Annotated in this window: 18 protein-coding genes and 3 pseudogenes; 10 read left to right on the top strand and 11 right to left on the bottom strand. The window is 69.8% G+C overall.

The features are described from left to right. The first annotated feature begins 108 nt into the window (after positions 1-108). Together ABN034_RS16715 and ABN034_RS16710 are read left to right on the top strand one after the other, a co-directional pair. Positions 109-321: a DUF7455 domain-containing protein gene (locus tag ABN034_RS16715; protein ID WP_349691926.1), complete on the top strand. Its 213-nt coding sequence runs from the start codon at positions 109-111 to the stop codon at positions 319-321. A 364-nt stretch (positions 322-685) separates the two neighbouring features. Beyond that, positions 686-2,299, top strand: coding sequence for a hypothetical protein (locus ABN034_RS16710; RefSeq protein WP_349691925.1), 1,614 nt, complete (start codon positions 686-688; stop codon positions 2,297-2,299). 10 nt (positions 2,300-2,309) lie between these two features. Here ABN034_RS16710 and ABN034_RS16705 read toward each other — a convergent pair. The 5 genes and pseudogenes from ABN034_RS16705 to ABN034_RS16690 all read right to left on the bottom strand — a co-directional run. After that, positions 2,310-3,521 (bottom strand): annotated as a pseudogene (locus ABN034_RS16705) (RNA polymerase sigma factor); the annotation flags it as partial. 250 nt (positions 3,522-3,771) lie between these two features. Next, positions 3,772-4,758, bottom strand: a pseudogene (locus ABN034_RS34455) (RNA polymerase sigma factor); the annotation flags it as partial. Positions 4,759-4,911: 153 nt separating this feature from the next. Beyond that, positions 4,912-5,349: pseudogene (locus tag ABN034_RS34450) on the bottom strand (RNA polymerase sigma factor); the annotation flags it as partial. A 305-nt stretch (positions 5,350-5,654) separates the two neighbouring features. Then, complete coding sequence (locus ABN034_RS16695) at positions 5,655-6,224, bottom strand: HhH-GPD-type base excision DNA repair protein (protein ID WP_349329155.1); 570 nt, start codon at positions 6,222-6,224, stop codon at positions 5,655-5,657. 73 nt (positions 6,225-6,297) lie between these two features. Further along, positions 6,298-6,690: a universal stress protein gene (locus tag ABN034_RS16690; RefSeq protein ID WP_349329154.1), complete on the bottom strand. Its 393-nt coding sequence runs from the start codon at positions 6,688-6,690 to the stop codon at positions 6,298-6,300. 136 nt (positions 6,691-6,826) lie between these two features. Between ABN034_RS16690 and ABN034_RS16685 the strand changes: the two genes are divergently transcribed. Then, a complete protein-coding gene (locus ABN034_RS16685; RefSeq protein ID WP_349691923.1) occupies positions 6,827-7,345 on the top strand; it encodes a hypothetical protein in 519 nt (172 codons plus the stop codon). A gap of 57 nt (positions 7,346-7,402) precedes the next feature. On the opposite strand, the gene ABN034_RS16680 is transcribed toward ABN034_RS16685, so the two are convergent. From ABN034_RS16680 to ABN034_RS16670, 3 genes are all read right to left on the bottom strand, one after another. Beyond that, positions 7,403-7,714, bottom strand: a complete 312-nt coding sequence (locus tag ABN034_RS16680) for a WhiB family transcriptional regulator (protein WP_349691922.1) — start codon at positions 7,712-7,714, stop codon at positions 7,403-7,405. Between the two features lie 166 nt (positions 7,715-7,880). Continuing rightward, entirely contained in the window at positions 7,881-9,365 is a 1,485-nt protein-coding gene (locus tag ABN034_RS16675) for a glutamate-cysteine ligase family protein (RefSeq protein WP_349329151.1), read from the bottom strand. A gap of 179 nt (positions 9,366-9,544) precedes the next feature. Further along, complete coding sequence (locus tag ABN034_RS16670) at positions 9,545-10,756, bottom strand: DUF4192 domain-containing protein (protein ID WP_349691921.1); 1,212 nt, start codon at positions 10,754-10,756, stop codon at positions 9,545-9,547. Positions 10,757-10,952: 196 nt separating this feature from the next. Here ABN034_RS16670 and ABN034_RS16665 point away from each other — a divergent pair, with 196 nt between their 5' ends. Then, positions 10,953-12,422 (top strand): DNA polymerase IV, encoded by a 1,470-nt coding sequence (locus tag ABN034_RS16665; RefSeq protein ID WP_349692016.1) that lies wholly within the window; start codon positions 10,953-10,955, stop codon positions 12,420-12,422. Here the strand turns inward: ABN034_RS16665 and ABN034_RS16660 are convergent. Together ABN034_RS16660 and ABN034_RS16655 are read right to left on the bottom strand one after the other, a co-directional pair. Then, the gene (locus ABN034_RS16660; protein ID WP_349691920.1) at positions 12,395-12,946 is read right to left on the bottom strand and encodes a hypothetical protein; all 552 of its coding nucleotides are present in this window, start codon (positions 12,944-12,946) and stop codon (positions 12,395-12,397) included. The genes ABN034_RS16665 and ABN034_RS16660 overlap by 28 nt on opposite strands. A 269-nt stretch (positions 12,947-13,215) precedes the next feature. Then, on the bottom strand, positions 13,216-13,353 hold the full coding sequence (locus ABN034_RS16655) for a hypothetical protein (RefSeq protein WP_349691919.1): 138 nt from the start codon (positions 13,351-13,353) through the stop codon (positions 13,216-13,218). Between the two features lie 69 nt (positions 13,354-13,422). Here ABN034_RS16655 and ABN034_RS16650 point away from each other — a divergent pair, with 69 nt between their 5' ends. The 5 genes from ABN034_RS16650 to ABN034_RS16630 all read left to right on the top strand — a co-directional run bounded on the left by ABN034_RS16650 (position 13,423) and on the right by ABN034_RS16630 (position 17,960). Beyond that, on the top strand, positions 13,423-13,605 hold the full coding sequence (locus ABN034_RS16650; RefSeq protein ID WP_349691918.1) for a hypothetical protein: 183 nt from the start codon (positions 13,423-13,425) through the stop codon (positions 13,603-13,605). A 32-nt stretch (positions 13,606-13,637) separates the two neighbouring features. Then, positions 13,638-13,916 carry an acylphosphatase gene (locus tag ABN034_RS16645; protein WP_349329147.1) on the top strand — a complete coding sequence of 93 codons (279 nt, stop codon included), beginning with the start codon at positions 13,638-13,640 and terminating at the stop codon, positions 13,914-13,916. Positions 13,917-14,059: 143 nt separating this feature from the next. Further along, positions 14,060-14,740: a response regulator transcription factor gene (locus ABN034_RS16640; protein WP_349691917.1), complete on the top strand. Its 681-nt coding sequence runs from the start codon at positions 14,060-14,062 to the stop codon at positions 14,738-14,740. 46 nt (positions 14,741-14,786) lie between these two features. Beyond that, entirely contained in the window at positions 14,787-16,232 is a 1,446-nt protein-coding gene (locus ABN034_RS16635; protein WP_349691916.1) for an ATP-binding protein, read from the top strand. A 246-nt stretch (positions 16,233-16,478) separates the two neighbouring features. Further along, the gene (locus ABN034_RS16630; RefSeq protein ID WP_349691915.1) at positions 16,479-17,960 is read left to right on the top strand and encodes a S1C family serine protease; all 1,482 of its coding nucleotides are present in this window, start codon (positions 16,479-16,481) and stop codon (positions 17,958-17,960) included. Between the two features lie 12 nt (positions 17,961-17,972). Here ABN034_RS16630 and ABN034_RS16625 read toward each other — a convergent pair whose 3' ends face one another. Further along, positions 17,973-19,322 (bottom strand): quinone-dependent dihydroorotate dehydrogenase, encoded by a 1,350-nt coding sequence (locus ABN034_RS16625; RefSeq protein WP_349691914.1) that lies wholly within the window; start codon positions 19,320-19,322, stop codon positions 17,973-17,975. Here ABN034_RS16625 and ABN034_RS16620 point away from each other — a divergent pair. Next, entirely contained in the window at positions 19,321-21,060 is a 1,740-nt protein-coding gene (locus ABN034_RS16620) for an ATP-dependent DNA ligase (protein ID WP_349691913.1), read from the top strand. The genes ABN034_RS16625 and ABN034_RS16620 overlap by 2 nt on opposite strands. Positions 21,061-21,086: the final 26 nt, after the last annotated feature.

The raw sequence follows: 21,086 nt of genomic DNA, 5'->3' as shown, positions 1-21,086 counted from the left end.
TCAAGCTTGCCCTAACGGCACCACGGGTTCCGGCAGCTGGGCGGGAAGAGCTGGCACCTGGTTGGATGTTGACGGAGTTGGAGTCCTCGACAACGGAGAGAAGATCACGTGACTGCTGCAGTTGCCACGCCACTTTCGGCCGCGGACCGCTGCGACCGCTGCGGCGCCCAGGCGTACGTCCGGGTGTCCATGGGGTCTGGCGGCGAGCTGTTGTTCTGCGCACATCACGGTCGCGAGCACTCTGCGAAGCTGCGCGAGGTCGCGACCGACATCCAGGACGAGACCAACCGACTCGGTGTGGAAACGGACACCCCCAACTGACCTACGGCGGCGCCCCCGCGGTGCCGCCCTCGACGCCACGCACGTCCGTGCCGGCCATCCACGTGGTGGCCGGCACGTTCACGTCCAGGACCCCACGCACGCCGCCCCAGGCGCGGCCACCCGGCCCCGGCCAGGCGTGCGGACCTGGGCGCTACCCCACTGAGCCGGGACCCTGAGTTGCGGCCGCCGGAACCGACCGTACTGAGCGTCCTCGGGAGACCTCGTCCGGTTATCGCCACGGCTGTCCCGGCCGCCCGGTTCCACCGATCCGCCCGGCCGACCATACTCAGCGCCGATCACGTACTCACCGTCTGATGAGGCCGGTCCGTGGCTCTCGTCGCAGATGTCGAAGGTGGGTGTCACCATGGCGTCGTTCGACGCGGTGAACCGGCGGTCGCTTCTCACGATGAGTGGAGGCCTGGTGCTCGGTCAGCTTGCAGGGCAGCTCCCGGCCGGGGCGACGGCATCTGGGGCAGGTGCGACCGAGACCGGCTGGCAGTCGCGGCTCGTCCACTACGACGCCGACGGCCGCCTCCGCTACCACCAGGACGCCGAGAAGAACCGGATCCCCGATTTCAGCCACGCGGGCTACCGGAACGCCGACCAGCCGATCCCCGAGGTGCCTACCGTGTGCCGGATCGGACCCGTCGAGGGTGACAACACCGGCCACATCCAGGCCGCCATCGACGCAGTGGGCCAGCTCCCGAAGGACCCGGTCGGTTTGCGCGGCGCTGTCCTGCTGGAGGCCGGCATCTATCCCGTCGCCGGGACCGTACGCCTGAACCACGACGGCGTGGTCCTGCGTGGTGTCGGCGACGAGGTGGATCCGGCGTCCAACACGATCATCCGTGCGGTCGGCAACGTGCCCGAGCACCGCGACGTCCTCGTTGTCGGCGGCGGTGCGAGTACGCAGTGGCGTGGTGAGGTCCCCGGCACCCGGACCACCGTCACCTCCGACGTCGTAGAGGTGGGTGCGCGCTCGTTCAACGTCGCCGACGCCTCGGCGCTCTCCCCTGGCGACAGCCTGATCCTCGTCCACCCCTGCACGGCGGAGTGGCTCGCAGCGATCGACCACGGCGCCACGGGAAAGGACGAACCGTGGACCGTGGACAGTCAGCCGATCGTCTACAACCGGCGGATCACCGAGATCCGCGGAAACCGGGTCACCGTCGACGTACCCCTCTTCAACCACCTGCGCCGTGACCTGTCGCCGTCGTACGTCTATGCGTGGGACCGGACCGGCGTGGTGGCAGAGGTCGGCGTGGAGGACCTCCGTATCGACATCGAGTTCGCCGGGGATCCCGACCAGGACGAGGATCACGCCTGGGTCGCCATCAAGCTCCGCCAGGTCGAGGACGTGTGGGTCAGTGGCTGCACGATGCTGCATTTTGCGAAAGCCGGCATGGAAACCGACGAGTGCACCCGGGCCACGATCGTGAACTGCCGCGCACTTGATCCGGCTTCTGTGGTCACCGGTGGGCTGCGCTACAACTTCAACACCGAGAAGTACTCCCAGCAGGTCCTCTTCGCCGACTGTTACGCCAGCAGGGCCCGCCATGCGTACATCTCCAACGGCACCTCCACCGCCTCAGGCGTGGTCTTCCTGCGTGGAGTCTCTGAAGGCAGCCTCGCCTCCAGCGAGGGTCACCGGCGGTGGAGCCAGGCGCTGCTCTGGGACAACCACCGCGAGGTCGCGCCAGCCACCGGCATCACCCTCGGTATCTACAACCGCGGCGACTACGGCACCGGCCACGGCTGGGCGTCGGCGCACTCGGTGGCGTGGAACGCTGACATGGCCGGCCGTCGACTCGTCGTCCAGAGATCACCCACCGCGCAGAACTACGCGATCGGATGTGCGGGCGAGGTCACCGGCGACGGGCCGTTCGAGCACCCGACCGGCCACATCGAGGGTGCGAACCAACCCGGTCTCGTGCCGGCCTCACTGTACGAAGCCCAACTGGCCGACCGGCACAGGTGAACCAACCCGGTCAGTCGAGGAAGTCGCGGAGCACCTGGGACCGGCTGGGGTGGCGGAGCTTGCTCATCGTCTTGGACTCGATCTGGCGGATCCGCTCGCGGGTCACACCGTAGACCTTGCCGATCTCGTCCAACGTCTTCGGCTGGCCGTCGGTCAGCCCGAAGCGGAGGGAGATCACGCCGGCCTCGCGCTCGCTCAGCGTGTCGAGGACCGAGAGCAGCTGCTCGCGGAACAGCGCGAAGGTCACCACGTCGGTGGGCACGATGGCCTCGGAGTCCTCGATCAGGTCCCCGAACTCGGAGTCGCCGTCCTCACCCAGAGGCGTGTGCAGGGAGATCGGCTCGCGGCCGTACTTGCGTACCTCGATGACCTTCTCCGGAGTCATGTCCAGCTCCTTGGCCAGCTCCTCCGGAGTAGGTTCCCGACCCAGGTCCTGCAGCATCTGCCGCTGGAGCCGGGCGAGCTTGTTGATCACCTCGACCATGTGCACGGGGATCCGGATCGTGCGGGCCTGGTCGGCCATCGCCCGGGTGATCGCCTGCCGGATCCACCACGTGGCGTACGTCGAGAACTTGTAGCCCTTGGTGTAGTCGAACTTCTCCACCGCCCGAATCAGCCCCAGGTTCCCCTCCTGGATCAGATCCAGGAAACCCATGCCGCGGCCGGTGTAGCGCTTGGCCAACGACACCACGAGACGGAGGTTCGCCTCCAGCAGATGGTTCTTCGCCTTGTGGCCGTCCTCGGCGATCCAGTCCAGCTCACTGCCCGCCTCCACGACCGAGGAGTCAGCGGCCATCGCGAGCTTCTCCTCGGCGAACAGCCCCGCCTCGATCCGCTTGGCCAGCTCCACCTCCTGCTCGGCGTTCAGCAGAGGAACCTTGCCGATCTGCTTGAGGTAGTCCTTCACCGGGTCGGCGGTCGCACCGGCGACCACCACCTGCTGCTCCGGCTCGTCGGTGTCATCACCCTCGGACAGAACGAAACCTTCACCGTCGGCCTCGATGTCGACGTCGCCGACGACCTCGCCGTTGGCAGGCGGCTCGGCCGAGTCGCTCTTCGGATCCGCGACCGCGGTCACCGCCGCTGCCGCAGGCGCCTTGGCCGACTTGCGCGCCGTCTTGCGGACCCGCTTTCGGCTTTTCTGCGCCGGCGTCTGCTCGATGCCTTCGATGCTCACGCGCTTCCCTTTCAACTCCTGCCGTCGTCCCGCGGGCGGGACAGCAGCAAACGGACAGGTCGATGCGCCGGATCATGAGCCGCCCCGTGCTGACACCAACGAGCAGCATGTGCTTCGGCAACCCACGGTGCTTGGACAACCCTCGGTGCTTCTTGGACAAACCAAAGAGCCCCGTACGCCAGGACGGGAGTACGGGGCATGGTGGCGTGTGTCACGGAACTATCACTATCTCACCTCGCGGTCGACCGCCAACTCGGCGGTGGTGGCGCGGCTCGCCGCCACCGCCGAACCCTGGTCAGTCGAGGTAGTCGCGGAGCACCTGGGACCGGCTGGGGTGGCGGAGCTTGCTCATCGTCTTGGACTCGATCTGCCGGATCCGCTCGCGGGTCACACCGTAGACCTTGCCGATCTCGTCCAACGTCTTCGGCTGGCCGTCGGTCAGCCCGAACCGCATCGACACGACGCCAGCCTCGCGCTCGGACAGGGTGTCGAGCACCGCATGCAACTGCTCCTGCAGCAAGGTGAACGACACGGCGTCCGCGGGGACGATGGCCTCGGAGTCCTCGATCAGGTCCCCGAACTCGGAGTCGCCCTCCTCACCCAGAGGCGTGTGCAAGGAGATCGGCTCGCGGCCGTACTTCTGGACTTCGATGACCTTCTCCGGAGTCATGTCCAGCTCCTTGGCCAGCTCCTCCGGAGTAGGTTCCCGACCCAGGTCCTGCAGCATCTGCCGCTGGACGCGGGCGAGCTTGTTGATCACCTCGACCATGTGCACGGGGATCCGGATCGTGCGGGCCTGGTCGGCCATCGCCCGGGTGATCGCCTGGCGGATCCACCACGTGGCGTACGTCGAGAACTTGTAGCCCTTGGTGTAGTCGAACTTCTCCACCGCCCGAATCAGCCCCAGGTTCCCCTCCTGGATCAGGTCGAGGAAGAGCATGCCCCGGCCGGTGTAGCGCTTGGCCAACGACACCACGAGACGGAGGTTCGCCTCCAGCAGATGGTTCTTGGCACGGTGACCGTCCTCGGCGATCCACTCGAGCTCGGTGGTGGCCTCCGCGGGCGGTGGCGTGCCTTCCTCGGGCGCGAGCTTCTCCTCGGCGAACAGCCCCGCCTCGATCCGCTTGGCCAGCTCCACCTCCTGCTCGGCGTTCAGCAGAGGAACCTTGCCGATCTGCTTGAGGTAGTCCTTCACCGGGTCGGCGGTCGCACCGGCGACCACCACCTGCTGCTCCGGCTCGTCGGTGTCATCGTCCTCGGACAGAACGAAGCCCTCTTCCTCGAGCGCACCTTCGATCTCGAGAGCGACCTCGCTGTCGGCGTCGCCGGCCGCCTTCTTCTGCTTCGCGGGAGCGGACGCACCCTTCTTGGACTTGGTGCCAGCCGCCTTAGCCCGCGACTTCGGGCCGGTCTTGGCCTCCGCCGAGTTGGTGGCTCCCGCGCCCTCCTTCCCGGACGGCGCCGGGTCTGTGGGTGCGGCGGGGTCGGCACTTGCCCGGACCGACTCGTCAGGGACGCTCGTGAGCGCTCTGGCCTGCTCGGCGGCCGGGGCCCCCTCGTCGGCCCGGAGCTCCACCGCGGCGTCCGTGGCGAGCCTGGGGGCGTCTGTGGAGCGGCCGCCCGGGCGGCCGGGCGCGGACGGGCCGGACCCCTTCGCGTCGCGGGACTTCGGTGCCGAATTCGCCCGCTTCGCCGGTGTCGCGGCGTTCTGCGTTACCGCGGCCGCGCGCCGCGAAGCAGCCGCCGCGACCCGTTTGCGGGTGGTCTGGGTGGTGGAGTCAACCGACACGGTCACTCCTTCCTCGCCGAGGTATCGCAGCAGGTTCGCCCACTGAGTCTTGTCGATCCCGACTTCTTCGCACGCGCCGCGCACCTCCTCAGCGGTGACATGCCCGCGTTCCCGGCCATGCGCGACCAGTTGCTGGACTTCGGGGCTTTCAAGGAGTGGTGCAAACCGGGACGTGCGGGACGACACGAACTTCCTCTCGTCGTACTCGTGGTGAGAGTGACCGGGACACCGGGCCAAGTGCAAGGGAGCATTCTGGCACGTGCCGACGGGGCTACCCGCGCGGCACCCGCTAGAGGCAGATCACGATGACTTCGCGGCACGATCCCTCACGCGGTCGGCCCGGATGCTCGATGTCCCAGCATACGTCGGCCACCAAGGGACGCCGGGTCTCAGCGCCCAGCCTTGGCAGCACGCTTCTGCTCCTGCTTGTATGCCCGCACCTTGGCCCGCGAATCCGCATCGACCACATCCGCGACCGAGCGGAAAGTGCCTTCCTCGCCCAGGTTCCCGGTGACCTCCCGCCAGCCTTCCGGGCGGACACCGACCTGTTTGCCCAGGAGCGCGACGAAGATCGTCGCCTTGGCCGGTCCGAAGCCGGGCAGGCTCTTCAGCCGGGCGTGGAGTTCCTTCGCGGTCGCGACGTCGGTCCAGATCCGTTCCGCCTTTCCGTCGTACGTCTCGACGACGAGGCGGGCCAGCGTCTGGAGCCGCGCTGCCATCGACCGGGGGTAACGGTGGACTGCCGGCGGGCGGGCGCAGACCTCGACGAAGGCCTCCGGGTCGTAGGTGGCGACGACCTGCGGGTCCAGCGGACCACCGAGTCGTTCCACCAACACCCGCGGGCCGGAGAACGCCTTCTCCATGGTGACCTGCTGGTCCAGGAGCATGCCGGAGAGTAGCGAGAACGGGTTGTCGAGCTCGGCGTCAGCCGCGGGATCGCCGGTGATCGAGATGGCCATGAACGCGTTCCTCACATCGTTGTCGTTGTCTCCAGGGGCAGGTGCGTGATCGTCGGTCCCGACACCGCCCGGACTAGCCGTGGCCCGAATCCGCCTTCACCGCAAGGACCGGGCACGAAGCGTCGAGCAGAACCCGCTGGGCGTTGCTGCCCAGGATCAGCTTGCCGACCGGTGACCTGCGGCGGAGCCCGATCACGATGAAGTCGGCGGCCACTTCCCCTGCCACCGCGATGAGGTCCTCCGCCGGTTCGAGCCCGGGGGCGGGTTCACGGACCTCGTGGGCGAGACCGTCCTCGGTGAGCTCTGCCCGCACGGCCGCCAGGGCCTCGTCCGTGGTCGGATCAGCGACGCTCTGGGAATTGACCACCACGAGCCGCGCCCGGCGGAGCTTCGCCTCGGCGGCGGCACGCTGCAGGGCGGCGCGCCCCTCGGGCTTGTCGACATAGCCCACGACGATCGCCGCCATCGGGCGCACCTCCCACAGACTGCACGTCGTACGGACGAGAGAGGCCCAGGGGGCCTGCGCCCGGACGCTACTACACGGGCACGGTGCCTGTGGATGACCTCCGCCGACGGTCGGAGGGTTGCGGCAGAGTGCGGGCATGCCAGTGACATCGGGACCGGACGGTCCCTGCAGTCCACACCCGGCATTGGTGAGCCTCCTGACCGGCGCCGTGTGGAGGCTCCGCTGCCGGACGCGCCGCCGGATCTTCACGTCAAGTGCCGAGGTTCACCTGCTCGCCCGCGACGGTGCACCTGCCGGGGACCCGTCTGGCGACCTCCTCGCCGGCGCGGTTCATGCCCCGCTCGACCATGCGTTGCGGGTGGACCTGGCCGTCAGGACGCTGGAAAGCCTGGTGTCACCAGGAGACGCCGCCGGCGAGCCAGTGACCGGCGGAGCGCCCTCACCTGTGCGCGCCACCATGATCGTCGTTCGCCCGGGGCCGCTCGAGTTCCTCGAACACGATCGTGACTGGTGGCGTTCCTGGCTCGTGGCCTGCGACATCGTGGGCGTGGAACCGGCGCCGATCTATGCCGCGACCCGGCTGGGCTGGCTGGACGTCACCGGCACCGAACCTGTGGTCGTGCCTCGCGTGCGCCGGACGGTGGGCAGTCGCTAGCCGCAGCGCTCGGGGCTCGGGTGGTTGATGCCCGATCCGAGGAGGAGACGTCCGGCCCTACGCGGCGGGAGAGGCCAGTCGACCGCGTCGGGACGTCTGCCGCCCGGCCTCGGTCGTCCCACCCCAGACGCCGTAGGTCTCGGGCAGCCGAACCGCGTGTCCCTGGCACTGCTGGCGGACCGGACATCGCGCACAGATCTCGACCGCACGCTGCTCGCGCTCATTGCGCTCTGCCGGCTTCTCGCCCTCCGGGCCGAAGAAGATGTCGGCAGGTTCGCTCCGGCAGGCTGCATGCTCCTGCCAGGTCCAGGACGACCCGCGCAGGACGGGATGGCGGCCACCCCGGCCGACACGACGCTGGTTGGGCATGATCGACCCCCTCTCGGGCCTTCAGACGCTTTTCCCCGGATGACGGTTGCCTCCCGGTCCGAGTTCCGAGCGAGGTAGGTCCGAGGCTGGGGCGTGCGCGCCCGGTCAGCTGGTCCGGCCGGGAGCCGGGGATCGCTCCGCCGGGACCGGGGGTTCGCTGGTCCGGCTAGGACTGGTCGACAGGCCAGGTGTGCACCGGCGCGTTGGTCGACATGTACTCGAGATAGCGGCGCACCATCTCGCGCAACGCGTCGAGGCGCGAGATACGACCCCGGTCGTAGATGCGGTGGAACGTGGCCACCTGCCAGGCGGCGCCGTTCTGCCCGGACAGGCAGCGCTGCTCGATCACGCCGAGCAGGCGTTCGCGCTGGGCACGGTCGACGCCCCAGCTGGCGAGCCCTTCGTGGGCGAGCGGCAGGAGCTTGCGGAGCACGAGTTCGGCGGCCTGCAGCCATCCGGAACCTGGCCAGTACTGCTCGGCACCGATGCCGTGGCGCGCACCGCGTACGAAGTTCTCCGCCGCCGCGTCGAAGGACATCTGCGACCAGAGCGGACGGTCGGCTTCTGCGAGCTGGCGAACCAGACCGAAGTAGAACGCGGCGTTGGCGAGGACGTCGACGACGGTCGGCCCGGCCGGCAGGACACGGTTCTCGATCCGCAGGTGCGGCTGGTTGTCAACGACGTCGTAGACCGGTCGGTTCCAGCGGTAGATCGTGCCGTTGTGCAGGCGAAGCTCCGACAGGTCAGGGGTGCGCCCACTGCCCAGCGACTCCAGCGGATCCTCGTCGTCACATACCGGCAACAACGGAGAGAAGTACCGGACGTTCTCGTCGAACAGTTCGCTCACCGAACCGAGCCAGCGTTCGCCGAACCACACCCGGGGCCGGACGCCCTGCTCCACGAGTTCGTCGCTGCGGGTGTCGATCGCTTGCTCGAACAGTTTGATCCGGGTCTCTCTCCACAACTCCTTGCCGAACAGGAACGGGGAGTTGGCGCAGACGGCGACCTGCGGACCGGCGATGGCCTGGGCGGCGTTCCAGTAGGCAGCAAAGGCGTCCGGGCTCACCTGCAGGTGGAGCTGGGTACTCGTGCACGCAGACTCGGGCGCCACGGTGTCGGTCGTCATCACGAGCTCGTCGACCCCATCGATGACGATCCGGATGTCTTCGCCACGGGCGAGGATGATCTGGTCGTTGAGGAGCTTGTACCTGGTGTTGGGAGAGAGTACGTCGACCGACATGTGGCCGGCCGTCACCGTCGGCAGGATCCCGACCATGGCGATCCGTGCGCCGCGCTCACGGGCCTTCGCGTCAGCGGCATTGAGGCGCGCCCACAGGTCGTCCTCGAAGTCCTTCAGGGCACTGCCGTACAGCCGACGCGGTGCCATGTTGACCTCGATGTTGTACTGCGCCAGCTCGGTCTGGAAGGCGGGATCGTCGATCGCCTCGAGGATCTCGGCGTTCCGGAGAGCGGGATCGCCGCGCTCGTCGACGAGGTTCAGCTCGATCTCGAATCCGGTCGACCTCGAGTCGCCCTCGAACCACGACTCGTCGAGCATCTGCGTGCACGCCTCGGTGCAGCGACGTAGCTTGCTGCGGAACCTGGCGCGGTCCTCACGGGTGAAGGCCCGGGCCTCGATCTCCTGCCCCATCCGCCGCTCCTCCCCCAGGAACCCCTCACCGCGAGAGTCGCATCGAATGCACTTCTCGCCAAGGGGCCTCGAGGCACTGTCTTGACCAGAATTCCTCAGATCTCGTCAGAAAACGAAGAAGCTGGACAACAGAATCCGGCATCGGTGAGGACGTGGCGGACCACCCTGCCGAAGGCATCTCACGCCCTCTCGAGCCCGGGAGACACGCCGTGGGTCAACAGTTCCGCCACGAAGTAGGCCATCGGACAGTCCGGATCACTCGCGAGGGCGCGTTCGAGCGCACAGCGGGAGAGGGCCCCATGACCGCCCGACCACGCCGCGAACGCCAACAACGTCGCGGGACCCGCATCATGAGGTGCCACGGTCCGGCGGAGCACGCGGGTCCACAGGTCCTGGTGGACGCCCGCTGTTTCCGGCGTGACGAGCTTTGCTACCGCTGCCATCGCCTGGTGGTCAGCGACCAGGACGCAGGCCCTTGCCACCTGCTCGTCGGTCAGGGGTGAGGAGACACCCGCACCTGTCTCGACGAGGGTGGCGACATAGTGGCATGCATTGTCCATGCGTTGGTCCATCGTGCGTACGGCGTCTCCGGTGGCACAGGCACTCGACCGGCCCGCGACCTCCTCCCCCACGCGTGCGATGAGTACACCCATGACAGACGCCGACCCCCCGTCGGTGGGCGCGATCGAACGGCGCAATGCCTCCTCGTCGGCGAGCGCGACCTCGCCTGCGAACACCGACCTGGCCGTCACCGGATGGTGCGCGAGATCGTACGGAGTGCCGGATCGCGGACAACATCCCGCGTCCAGGCAGGCGTCGGACCACCAGCGCTGCCCGTCCGCGATCAGCCGGTCGAGCACTGTGATACCGGCAGCCTCGAGAACGGCGTGGACGACCCGCAGCACCGGGCCCGCGCGGAACGAGTTCGACGTGTAGGCGATCAACAGGGCATGGGTCGTCTCCTGGCCGAAGAGAACGTCCGCGAGGTGCACGGCGAGGTCGAGGATCTCGCTCTCGTCGATCCGCCTGCCGATGCCTGTCTCCGTGCCTGCCTCCGTGCCCGGGTCAACGCCTGCCTGTGTGCCTTGCTCAACGTCTGTCTCCGTGCCCGGGTGAACGCCGCGGTCAACGCCGGGGTAGGCGACATCGAGGTCCACAAGGTCAGGGACCGCGGCGTCGCTGACATCATCTCGCCTCTCCGGCTCGGGCCAGCGGACGTCGGGTGGCAAGTCGGCCCGCAGCGTGCAGTGCACCTCCTGGTCCGGTCGGATGGCCAGGACGACGAGGCTCTCGTGTGGGTGGAAGCCCACGAGGTAGGGCACCTTGGCGAGGACGTCCTCGGGGGTGCGCAGGGTGAGGCCGGGACGGTGGGTACGGGTGGGTGTGTTCATAGGTCGAGCGTGGCAGCGCGGGAGTCGGGCAGCCGGCATGTTCGCCGGCCTGTGGACGAACCCGCCGATCACGTACCTGTGGATGAAATGTGGCCGGTCAAGCGCCGCCGGGTCCCACGCCCACCTGAGTACCGCGGCCGCCGAACCGGTCGTCCACTCACCCCACCGGCCTCCCGAGGTTGCGAGGATGACGCCTGTGCGCACCGAGCCGAGCGTCCTCCACCTCGACCTGGATGCGTTCTTCGCCGCGGTCGAGCAACGCGACAAGCCGTCGCTGCGCGGAAAGCCCGTGATCGTCGGTGGCTTGGGGCCGCGCGGAGTCGTCGCCACGGCGTCGTACGAAGCGCGCGCGTTCGGTGTCCGTTCGGCCATGCGGATGGCGGAGGCGCGGTCGCGCTGCCCACATGCGGCGTTCCTCAGCGGGCGTTTCGCCGCGTACCGGTTGACCAGTCGCGCGGTCCTGGCCGTTCTGCGCGAAGTCTCCCCGCTGGTCGAACCGGTGTCGTTCGACGAGGCGTACGTCGATCTGGCGGCCGCTGGTCAGACCGACCTGAGCGCCGCGGACGTCGAGGACCTGGGCCGTGAGCTCAAGGCACGCGTGAGCGAAACCAGCGGTGGCGTCACCGCATCGATCGGCGCCGGGTCCTCCAAGCTCATCGCCAAGATCGCGAGTGACCTCGACAAACCGGACGGACTCGTGGTCGTCCCGCCCGGCACCGAGAGCGCGCTCCTGCGGCCGATGCCAGTGTCGCGAATCCCCGGCGTGGGACCGGCCACCAACGAACGCCTGCGCCGGATCGGAGTGCACACGGTGGGTGAGCTCGCACGGGTCCCGGAGAAGGAACTCGTCTCCTTGCTCGGCAAGGCTCACGGGCAGTCGCTGGGCCGACTCGCCCGGGCGCAGGACGACCGGCCGGTCGTGGCCGAACGCGAGTCGAAGTCGATCAGCGTCGAGGACACCTTCGACCGCGACATCGCCGACCCGGCCCTGCTCGCCGTGATAGTCGACCGGCTCGCCACCCGGGTCTGCGAACGTCTGGTCGGCGAGGGACTGTCCGGCCGGACTGTCACGGTGAAAATACGGCTCTTCGACTTCACCACTCATACCCGTTCGGCCACGGTCGCCGGCCCCACCGACGATCGCCGGACGGTGACGGCCCTCTCCCGCCGTCTGCTCCAGGAGGTCGACACGTCGGCCGGGGTGCGGTTGCTCGGCGTGGGTGTGTCAGGACTCGCGGGCTGGGCCCAGCAGGATCTGTTCTCCTCCCGCGACGACGCCCTCCCCCAGGACGCGACCTCCGCGGGCACTGCCGGTGCGGAGTGGGGGCAGGCCGACGTGACCGAGCCGCCCACCGGCGCTGGTCAGGCCAGCGAAGCGGGTCAGGCCAGCGAAGCGGGTCAGGCCAGCGGGCGGAAGACCGACGTCAGCACAGATGCCAGCGGACCTCACGCGGGTGACGCGACACAGGAGCCTGGCGCGCGGCGCTGGATGCCTGGCGCGGACGCCGTTCACGCGTCGTACGGTCGAGGCTGGGTCTGGGGGGCGGGCCTCGGTCGGGTGACGGTCCGGTTCGAGACCGCGACAACCACCCCGGGCGTCGTGCGCACCCTTGCCGCTGACGACCCCGACCTCGCGCCCTACACACCATTGACCTGGTCCGACTGACCGGACGGCACGCTCTCGGAAACGGCCTCGACCCTGATCTGGTTCGCCGCGACCCGGACAAGGGTCAAGAGCCCGGTGCGGTCACTGGACACCGCCGCCGCACCGTTCAGCACGTGATCGAAACCGAAGTCGACGAACGTCCCCGCCGACGGGCCGTCGTCGACCTTCTCGGTCAGCGCGCCTGGACGGAGGAAGTGCTCGCTCAGATAGTCCAGCCACCCGGCCACTTCGCCGGGCGGCAGCCCGTTGCCACCGGGCAGGCCGTCCACCGGCACGAGGACCTCCCCGGCCCGGCTCGGGATCCACGGACACAACAGGCCCGGCTGCCCTTCCGCTGGTACGCCGTAGCTCGCCAGGTCGAGCGACGAGTCCAGGCACTCCGCGAGCGGGTTGCCGGGTACCGCGTAAGGGCCGTCCGGCCGGCTCCACCGGCGCGACTCGGCGAACGCCATGAGGTACTCGAACTCAACCCGCCGCAGCGGCGGATCTACTCGGATGCAACCGACCAGATGGAATCTCTCCACGCTTCCTCCCCGTTGCGGCTTCCTCCCGGTGAAACGGTGGACGGAAGCATGCCCGATCGGCGGCACTGTCCGGTGTTGATCATCCACAGCGTGCTACTTGTGGATAACTACCGGGGCATCTGGCGCAAATCGGGCAGGCTTGCCCGTGTGACCAGAACAAGTCGTTCCGTTGCCCAGCGTGATCCAGGGACGCTCCTGCGCCGGATCGGCCGACACGTGCCGTTCGGCCGCGATCGCGTCGTCCTGGCGATCATCCGACTGTCCCGCTCCTACGTCGACCATGCCGGCTGGATCGACCTGCCGCCACCGTCGCCCGCCGGCTCGTCCGGCAGGTCGCCCACCGGCTCGTCCGGCAGGTCGCCCACCGGCTCGGCCGGCGGGACAATCGGTGCTGCGGATGCACGCACCGCCCTCCGCGGCATGCTCGCCACGATGGCCCCGAAGGACGACCCAGCCCACCGACCCATGCGGTCGTCATGGTCCGTTGCCGGCGTGGTCGGGTCGTCTGGCTTCCGACCGACGACACCTGGCTGCACGCTCTCACCGACGAGTCGGGTCTGTACGGCCTGCCTGTGGCCGACGTCTTCCTGGTGACCGAGCACGGCTGGCGCTGCCGGTCCGGCACGACCGCCGGCCAGCTCCCCGCCCTCGCAGCCTGACCTGTCCGTGCGGGGTTGGGCATGCTGGTGGCATGTCCGCGATCATTCGTACCCGCGTCGTCGCCCGTGGAAGGGTCCAGGGAGTGTTCTTCCGGGACAGCTGCCGGCGCGCGGCCAACGCCGCCGGAGTGGCCGGATGGGTACGCAATCGCCACGACGGCGCCGTCGAGGCCGTCTTCGAAGGCACCGAGGTCCAGGTCGCCACGATGCTCGACTGGTGCCGGACCGGCCCACCCACCGCCCAAGTCCTGCACCTCGAGTCGCACGACGAGCGGGTGGAGGGCCTCACGTCGTTCGAGATCCGCCGCTGAGCGGCCCGGAGACCACGATGGCACGGACGTACGTCGCAAACCACCCCGGTACGGGCGAGCCTGCACCGCACACCCGAGACCACGCAGGTCAGCACCGCATTGCGCTCAGCGTGCGTTCAGGTCGAGGGGGCAGACTGCGTCTCGTGCGGATCCTTGTCGTGGACGACGATCAGGGGGTCAGGGACTCCCTGCGCCGGTCGCTCGTCTTCAACGGCTTCGAGGTCGAGCTTGCCGAGAGTGGTGAGCAGGCGCTGCGAAGCGTCGCCGCGAAGAATCCCGACGCGGTGATCCTCGACGTCATGATGCCGCGCCTCGACGGAATCGCCACCTGTCGGGCGCTGCGGGCCACCGGCAACGATGTGCCCATCCTCGTCCTCACCGCGCGCGACGCGGTGGCGGACCGGGTCACCGGCCTCGACGCCGGGGCGGACGACTACCTGAGCAAGCCGTTCGCGCTCGAGGAGTTGCTGGCCCGGCTGCGGGCCCTGCTCCGGCGCGCGACGCCGGGCTCTGACGGCACGACGCTGGCCTACGCCGACCTCACGCTCGAGCCAAGCACGAGGGAAGTCCACCGCGGTGAACGGGCGATCAGCCTGACACGTACCGAGTTCGCGCTCCTCGAGCTCTTCCTCCGCCACCCCAGGCAGGTCCTGGAGCGTACGCAGATCCTCGAGGAGGTATGGGGCTTCGACTTCCCGACCTCGGCGAACTCCCTGGAGGTCTATGTCGGCTACCTCCGCCGCAAGACCGAGGCTGGCGGGGAACCTCGGCTGCTGCACACTGTGCGAGGCGTCGGCTACGTCCTTCGTGACACCCCACCGTGAGTCGCGCCATGAGACGCGCCGTGAACCTCCAGCCGAGAGACCTCCCGTGAGTTCCGGCCCTCGCCCGTCCGGCCCTCGCGAGCGCAGTCTCAGTCTGCGCGCGCGGATCGGGTTCCTCGCCGCGCTCGGTGTGGGACTCATCGTGGTGCTCGTCTCCATCGCGGCCTACGTCACCGTCCGCGTGTCCCTTCTCCGCCAGATCGACGCCAGCCTGTTCGAACGCGCTCAGGCGGCGGCGTCCAGCCCGTTGGGTGACCAGCAGGTGCTTGCCCAGATCCCCTCCGAGGCGCTCGGTGCGGCCGACATCCGGATCGCCCTCCTCCGCGCCGACACCGGCGTCATCGCGTCCAAGACCGAGGAGGGCAGATTCCGCAATCCCCCGCTCGGCAGGCCCGAGCTGAACGTCGCGCGCGGCTTCCTCCCCTCGAGCGTGCGTACGGCCGAGGGCGATGACGGAAAGACCTACCGCGTCGTCGCGGTGCCGGCCTCCAGGGTCCGCGGATTCGCGCTCGTCCTCGGCCAGTCGACCGAACGGACCGAAGCGCTGCTGAAGCGGCTCGGGCTGGTGCTGCTGTTCGTCGGAGGCACGGGGGTCGCCGTCGCGGCATGGGCGGGGATGGGCATCGCCCGGACCGGTCTCCGCCCCGTACGCCGTCTCACCGCCGCCGCCGAGCACGTCGCCCGGACCGGTGACCTGCGACCGATTCCTGTGCAGGGCACCGACGAGCTGGCCCGGCTCGCCCATGCGTTCAACGCGATGTTGTCAGCGCTGGCCGAGGCCCGCGGGCGCGAACGCCGCCTCATCGCCGACGCCGGCCACGAACTGCGTACACCCCTCACCAGCTTGCGGACCAATCTCGACCTACTCGCACAGAGCGAGGGCCGTCCGGGGCTGTCGCCCGCCGACCGGGAGGCCCTGCTGCGCGACGTCCGTGCCCAGGTCGCGGAACTGTCCGCGCTGGTGGGTGACCTGGTCGAACTGTCGCGGGAGGACCCGCCGGCCGCGACTCACGCTCCCGTCGACCTCGCCGACATCGTGGGGCACGCCGTGGAACGCGTACGCCGGCGCGCACCCGGGTTGCGTTTCGACGTGAGCGCGGAACCGTGGACGGTGTTCGGCGACGCACAGGCGCTCGAACGGGCGGTGACGAACCTGATCGACAACGGCGCGAAGTGGAGCCCGCCGCAGGCCGCCGTGACGGTCACGTTGCGCGGAGGCGTGCTCGACGTCGCGGACCAGGGTCCCGGCATCGCCGACGCCGATCTGCCGCACGTGTTCGAGCGGTTCTACCGTTCGGAGGAGGCCCGGACGATGCCCGGATCAGGGCTCGGCCTGTCGATCGTCAAGCAGGTCGCCGAGCGTCACGGGGGCAGCGTCAGCGCCGGACGAGCATCAGGTGGCGGCGCCCTGCTGACACTGCAGCTTCCCGGAACGCCGGGCCACGCGCGTGCGGGCGAGCCCGGACCGCCACCCACCGCACCGGACCGCTGAGCAAGGACCGGCTTCCGGCGGCTCTGGTCTCCGCCCATCGCCGCCGGGTCCGGAAGCGTGCCACCAGGGGACGCGCCCCCGGTCGTCGCGGTCATGTCGTACGGTGGGCGTTTCGCCCCGGCGTCGCTGGCGTCAGGAGCCGGGGCGAGGGAGCCCGAAGCCGGACTGACCGGACATGGGGGTTTCTTCGGGACCTCTGGGCACCCTCTCAGTGTGATCTCAGCTACCAGGCCGAACCTTGAGGACATGAGCGAGACAACACCTTCGGGCCAGCCGCGCCGCCCTGAGGGAACGCCGGACCCGGCGCCCCAGGGCAGCAACGACGAGACGGCCCAGCGTCAAACCGGCCCGGGACAGCCACCTGGAGGTTCCGGCGGGCGCGAGGACACCAGGCAGATGCCGGCGTACGGACCCCCCGCCCACCATGCGTACGGCCATGACTCGCCAGGCGGAGGACCTGCCGGCGGACCGTCGTTCGGGCAGCCCTACGGCGAGCCGTCACCCAACCAGCCGCCGTACCCGCCGGGCATCTCCGGCGGTCATCCCGACAAGCCCGCCCCCAGGCCCAGGCGCATGGCCGCCGCCACCGTCGTCGCCGTGGCCGTCGCGGCCGGCCTGGTCGGCGGCGGCACCGGGACAGCCGCCACGTACCTGCTCACCCGGGACCAGCAGGCCACACCGACGGCGACCGCTCTCGACGAGGTACCCAGGTCGCAGAACGCCTCGAACGCACCGCCCGGAAGCGTGCAACAGGTCGCGGACAAGCTCCTGCCGAGCGTGGTCTCCATAGCGGTCGCCTCGTCGCAGGGTGCGACAGGCGGAAGTGGGATCGTGCTCAGCGCCGACGGGCTGATCCTCACCAACAACCACGTCGCCGCTCCCGCCGAGCAGGGCGGCGAGATGAGCGTCACGTTCAGCAACGGCCGGAGCGCCAAGGCGGAGGTGGTCGGGCTCGACCCCACGACCGACCTCGCCGTCATCCGCGCCAGCGGCGTCACCGACCTGACCCCCGCCAAGCTGGGGAGCTCCTCGGCCCTGTCGGTCGGACAGAACGTCGTGGCCATCGGTTCCCCGCTCGGCCTGTCCGGCACGGTGACGTCGGGCATCGTCAGCGCCCTCGACCGGCCGGTACGCGCGGGTGACTCGGCCTCGTCCAACACCGTCATCGACGCGATCCAGACCGACGCCGCCATCAACCCCGGCAACTCCGGTGGTGCGCTCGTCAACATGGGTGGACAGGTCGTCGGCATCAACAGCGTCATCGCGACGGTCGGCGGCTCGATGGGCGGCCAGTCGGGTTCGATCGGCGTCGGGTTCGCGATCCCGATCGACCAGGCCCGCCCGATCGCCAAGGAGCTGATCGACAAGGGACGGGCCGAACACGCCCAGCTCGGCGTGACCGTCTCGCCTGCCACGTCCGAGAACGGTACGACCGAAGGTGCCGCCATCCGTTCGATCACGCCGGGAGGTGCGGCTGCGGACGCCAAGCTTCGCGACGGTGATGTCATCACGAAGCTGGGTGACCGCCGGATTGCCGACGCCGACGCGCTGATCGCCGCCGTACGCTCGCATCGCCCGGGCGAGAAGGTGACTCTCACATTCGTACGCGACGGCCGCACGCAGACCGCCTCCGCAACCCTGGGCAGCGACGGCGGCCGGGCGCCACAGCAGGCGCCGGAGCAGGAGCAGGACGACGAGGGCGGGCTCCCGTTCCCCCTGCCGCGCTGAGCTGGCGATCGACTACCGGCGAGGGGACCTGGTGGGCACGGACGGTTCGGGAGGACCGGCCGTGCCCACGGCGTCGCCGATGGACGAGTAACCCGCCTCCCGCACCAGCCGCGCGAGGTCGCGGTGCAGTCGGCGCGGCCACAGTGGCCCGCCGTAGATGAATCCGGTGTACGCCTGGACCAGGGTCGCCCCGGCCCTGATGCGCTCCCAGGCGTCCTCGGCGTTCTCGATGCCGCCGACCGCGATGAGGACCACCCGGGAACCGGTCCGCGCGCGCAGGCGGCGGAGCACCTCGAGCGCACGCCTCTTCAGCGGAGCTCCCGACAGCCCGCCCGCTCCGATCTCCTCGACCGCGGCTGGCGCCGTCTGCAGTCCCTGCCGCGCGGTCGTCGTGTTGGTGGCGATGATGCCGTCCAGGCCGAGTTCGAGCGCGAGGTCGGCCACGGCGTCGATGTCGGCGTCGGCGAGGTCGGGGGCGATCTTGACCAGCAGCGGTACCCGCCGGCTCGCCGCCTCGTCCAGTGCCTCGCGTACGCCGAGGAGAAGCGGCCGCAGGTGTTCGATGGCCTGCAGGTTCCGCAGCCCGGGCGTGTTCGGCGAGCTGACGTTGACGACGAGGTAGTCGGCGACGTCGGCGAGCAGCCGCGTGCTGCTCGCGTAGTCGGCGAGAGCCTCGGACTCCGGAACCACCTTGGTCTTGCCGATGTTGACCCCGACGGCACCCAGCGGGCCTCTGCCAGGCTCGCCCCCGCCCCGCCGACGGTCCTGGCACTTCCGGAGCCGCTGCGCCGCGACGGCGGCGCCGTGGTTGTTGAACCCCATCCGGTTGACGAGGGCGCGATCGTCCGGAAGCCGGAACATGCGCGGAGCCGGATTGCCCGGCTGGGACCGTGCGGTCACCGTGCCGACCTCGACGTACGCGAACCCGAGCGCGGTCATCGCCTCGACTCCGATCGCGTCCTTGTCGAAACCGGCAGCGAGACCGAGAGGGCCGGCGAAGTCGAGCCCGAGTGTGTGCACGCGGAGCACCGGATCAACGGGTCCGAGCCACCGGCGGAGCATACGAGCGGCTCCCGGTGTCGCGCCGACCAGGCGGATCAGTCCGAACGCCAGCCGGTGCGCGGTCTCGGCCGGCAGGCGCTTCAGCACCCACGCGAACAGCAGGTTGTACATCTCGCTCCGGCAAGGTCGGCGGCGGTGGGCTCGGTGGGGCAGTCGGTCGGTGGGCAGTCGGTCGGTGGGCAGTCGGTCGGTGGGCAGTCGGTCGGTGGGCAGTCGGTCGGTGGGGCAGTCGGTCGGTGGGGCAGCGGCGATCGGGCTGGTCAGGCCTGGTGTCGGCGGGCTCCGCGAGAATGGTGTCATGCTGTTCGTCGACCTGGCGCAGGCCTCCGCCACCGTGTCCGGCACGTCCTCGCGGCTCGCGAAGGTCCGCGAGATCGCCGACTGCCTCCGGGCCGCCGATCCGGACGAGGTCGCGCTCGTGGTGTTCTATCTCGCCGGTGAGCTCCGGCAGCGGCGCACGGGAGTGGGCTACGCCGCCCTGCGGGATCTTCCCGCGCCGAGTGAGACGGCCAGTCTCGGGGTGAGCGAGGTCGACCAGGCGTTCGAGGAGATCTCGAGGGTCGCGGGTCCGGGCTCACAGGCGCGTCGCCGGCAACTGCTCTCCGCTATCTGGGCCAGGGCGACCGCACCGGAGCAGCGGTTCCTCGCCGGGCTGATCGGCGGCGAGCTCCGCCAGGGCGCGCTCGACGGCGTCATGGTCGACGCCGTGATCAAGGCGAGCGCCCTTCCCGCTGCCGACGTCCGTCGAGCGATCATGGTCGCGGGAGCGATCGCTCCGGTCGCGAGCGCGGCCGTCGCCGCGGCGAAGGACGCCACTCCCACCGACAGCGGCACTGGCACTGACACCGGCACTGGCACCGACACCGACAGCGGCACTGGCACCGACAGCGGCACTGGCACCGACAGCGGCACTGGCACCGACAGCGGCACTGGCACCGACAGCGGCACCGCGGATGGGGCTTCCGACGCGAAGACCGGCGCAACTGTCCGGGCCACCGCGCGGGACGGGGCGAGCGTGCTGGACCAGTTCCGGCTGGAAGTGGGCCGGCCGCTGCGTCCCATGCTCGCCTCACCCGCGCCCGACATGGCCGCCGCGCTGGCGAAGATCGACGGGCCGGCCGCGCTGGAGTGGAAGCTCGACGGCGTCCGGGTCCAGGTACACCGCGAGGGCGACAGTGTCCGGATCTTCACCCGCACCCTCGACGAGGTGACCGGCCGACTCCCCGAGATCGTCGAGGCGGTACGTGCGCTGCCGAGCGGTGCCATCGTGCTCGATGGCGAGGTCATCGCGCTCGACGACGTAGACCGGCCGCGCCCCTTCCAGGTGACTGCCAGCCGGGTGGGCAGCCGCACCGACGTCGCGAAGCTGCGGGAGGCGGTGCCGGTCCGGGCGTTCTTCTTCGACGTCCTCCACCACGACGCCCGGGACCTCCTGGGCGAGCCCGGAAGGGAGAGGTGGGCGGTGCTCGAGCGCGTGCTCCCCTCCCACCTGCGGGTCCCCCGCCTGGTCACGTCCGACCTGGATGAGGCCACCACCTTCTTCTCCGACGCCTGCGAACGTGGTCATGAAGGGGTTGTGGTCAAGGCCCTCACCGCGCCGTACGACGCAGGCAGGCGCGGCGCTGCCTGGATCAAGGTCAAGCCGCGCCACACCCTCGACCTGGTGGTCCTCGCCGTCGAGTGGGGTCACGGCCGGCGTACCGGACTGCTGTCCAACCTCCACCTCGGCGCCCGCGATCCGCGGACCGGCGAGTTCGTCATGCTCGGCAAGACGTTCAAGGGACTGACCGACGAGCTGCTGCGCTGGCAGACCGAACGCCTGCTCGCGCTCGAGTCGCACCGCGACCGCTGGACCGTCTACGTTCGGCCGGAGCTGGTGGTCGAGGTCGCGTTCGATGGCGTGCAGACGTCGAGTCGGTACGCCGGTGGGATGGCACTGCGCTTCGCCCGGGTGCTCCGCTACCGCGACGACAAGACGGCCACCGAAGCCGACACGGTCGAGACAGTCCGGGCGATCCACGCCGGCAGCGGTGCGTAGCTGCCCGAGGCGTCCCACGGCACGGC

It is taken from the genome of Actinopolymorpha sp. B11F2, from assembly GCF_040195635.1.
GTDB lineage: Bacteria > Actinomycetota > Actinomycetes > Propionibacteriales > Actinopolymorphaceae > Thermasporomyces.
This window is presented reverse-complemented; position numbering and strand designations above follow the sequence as displayed.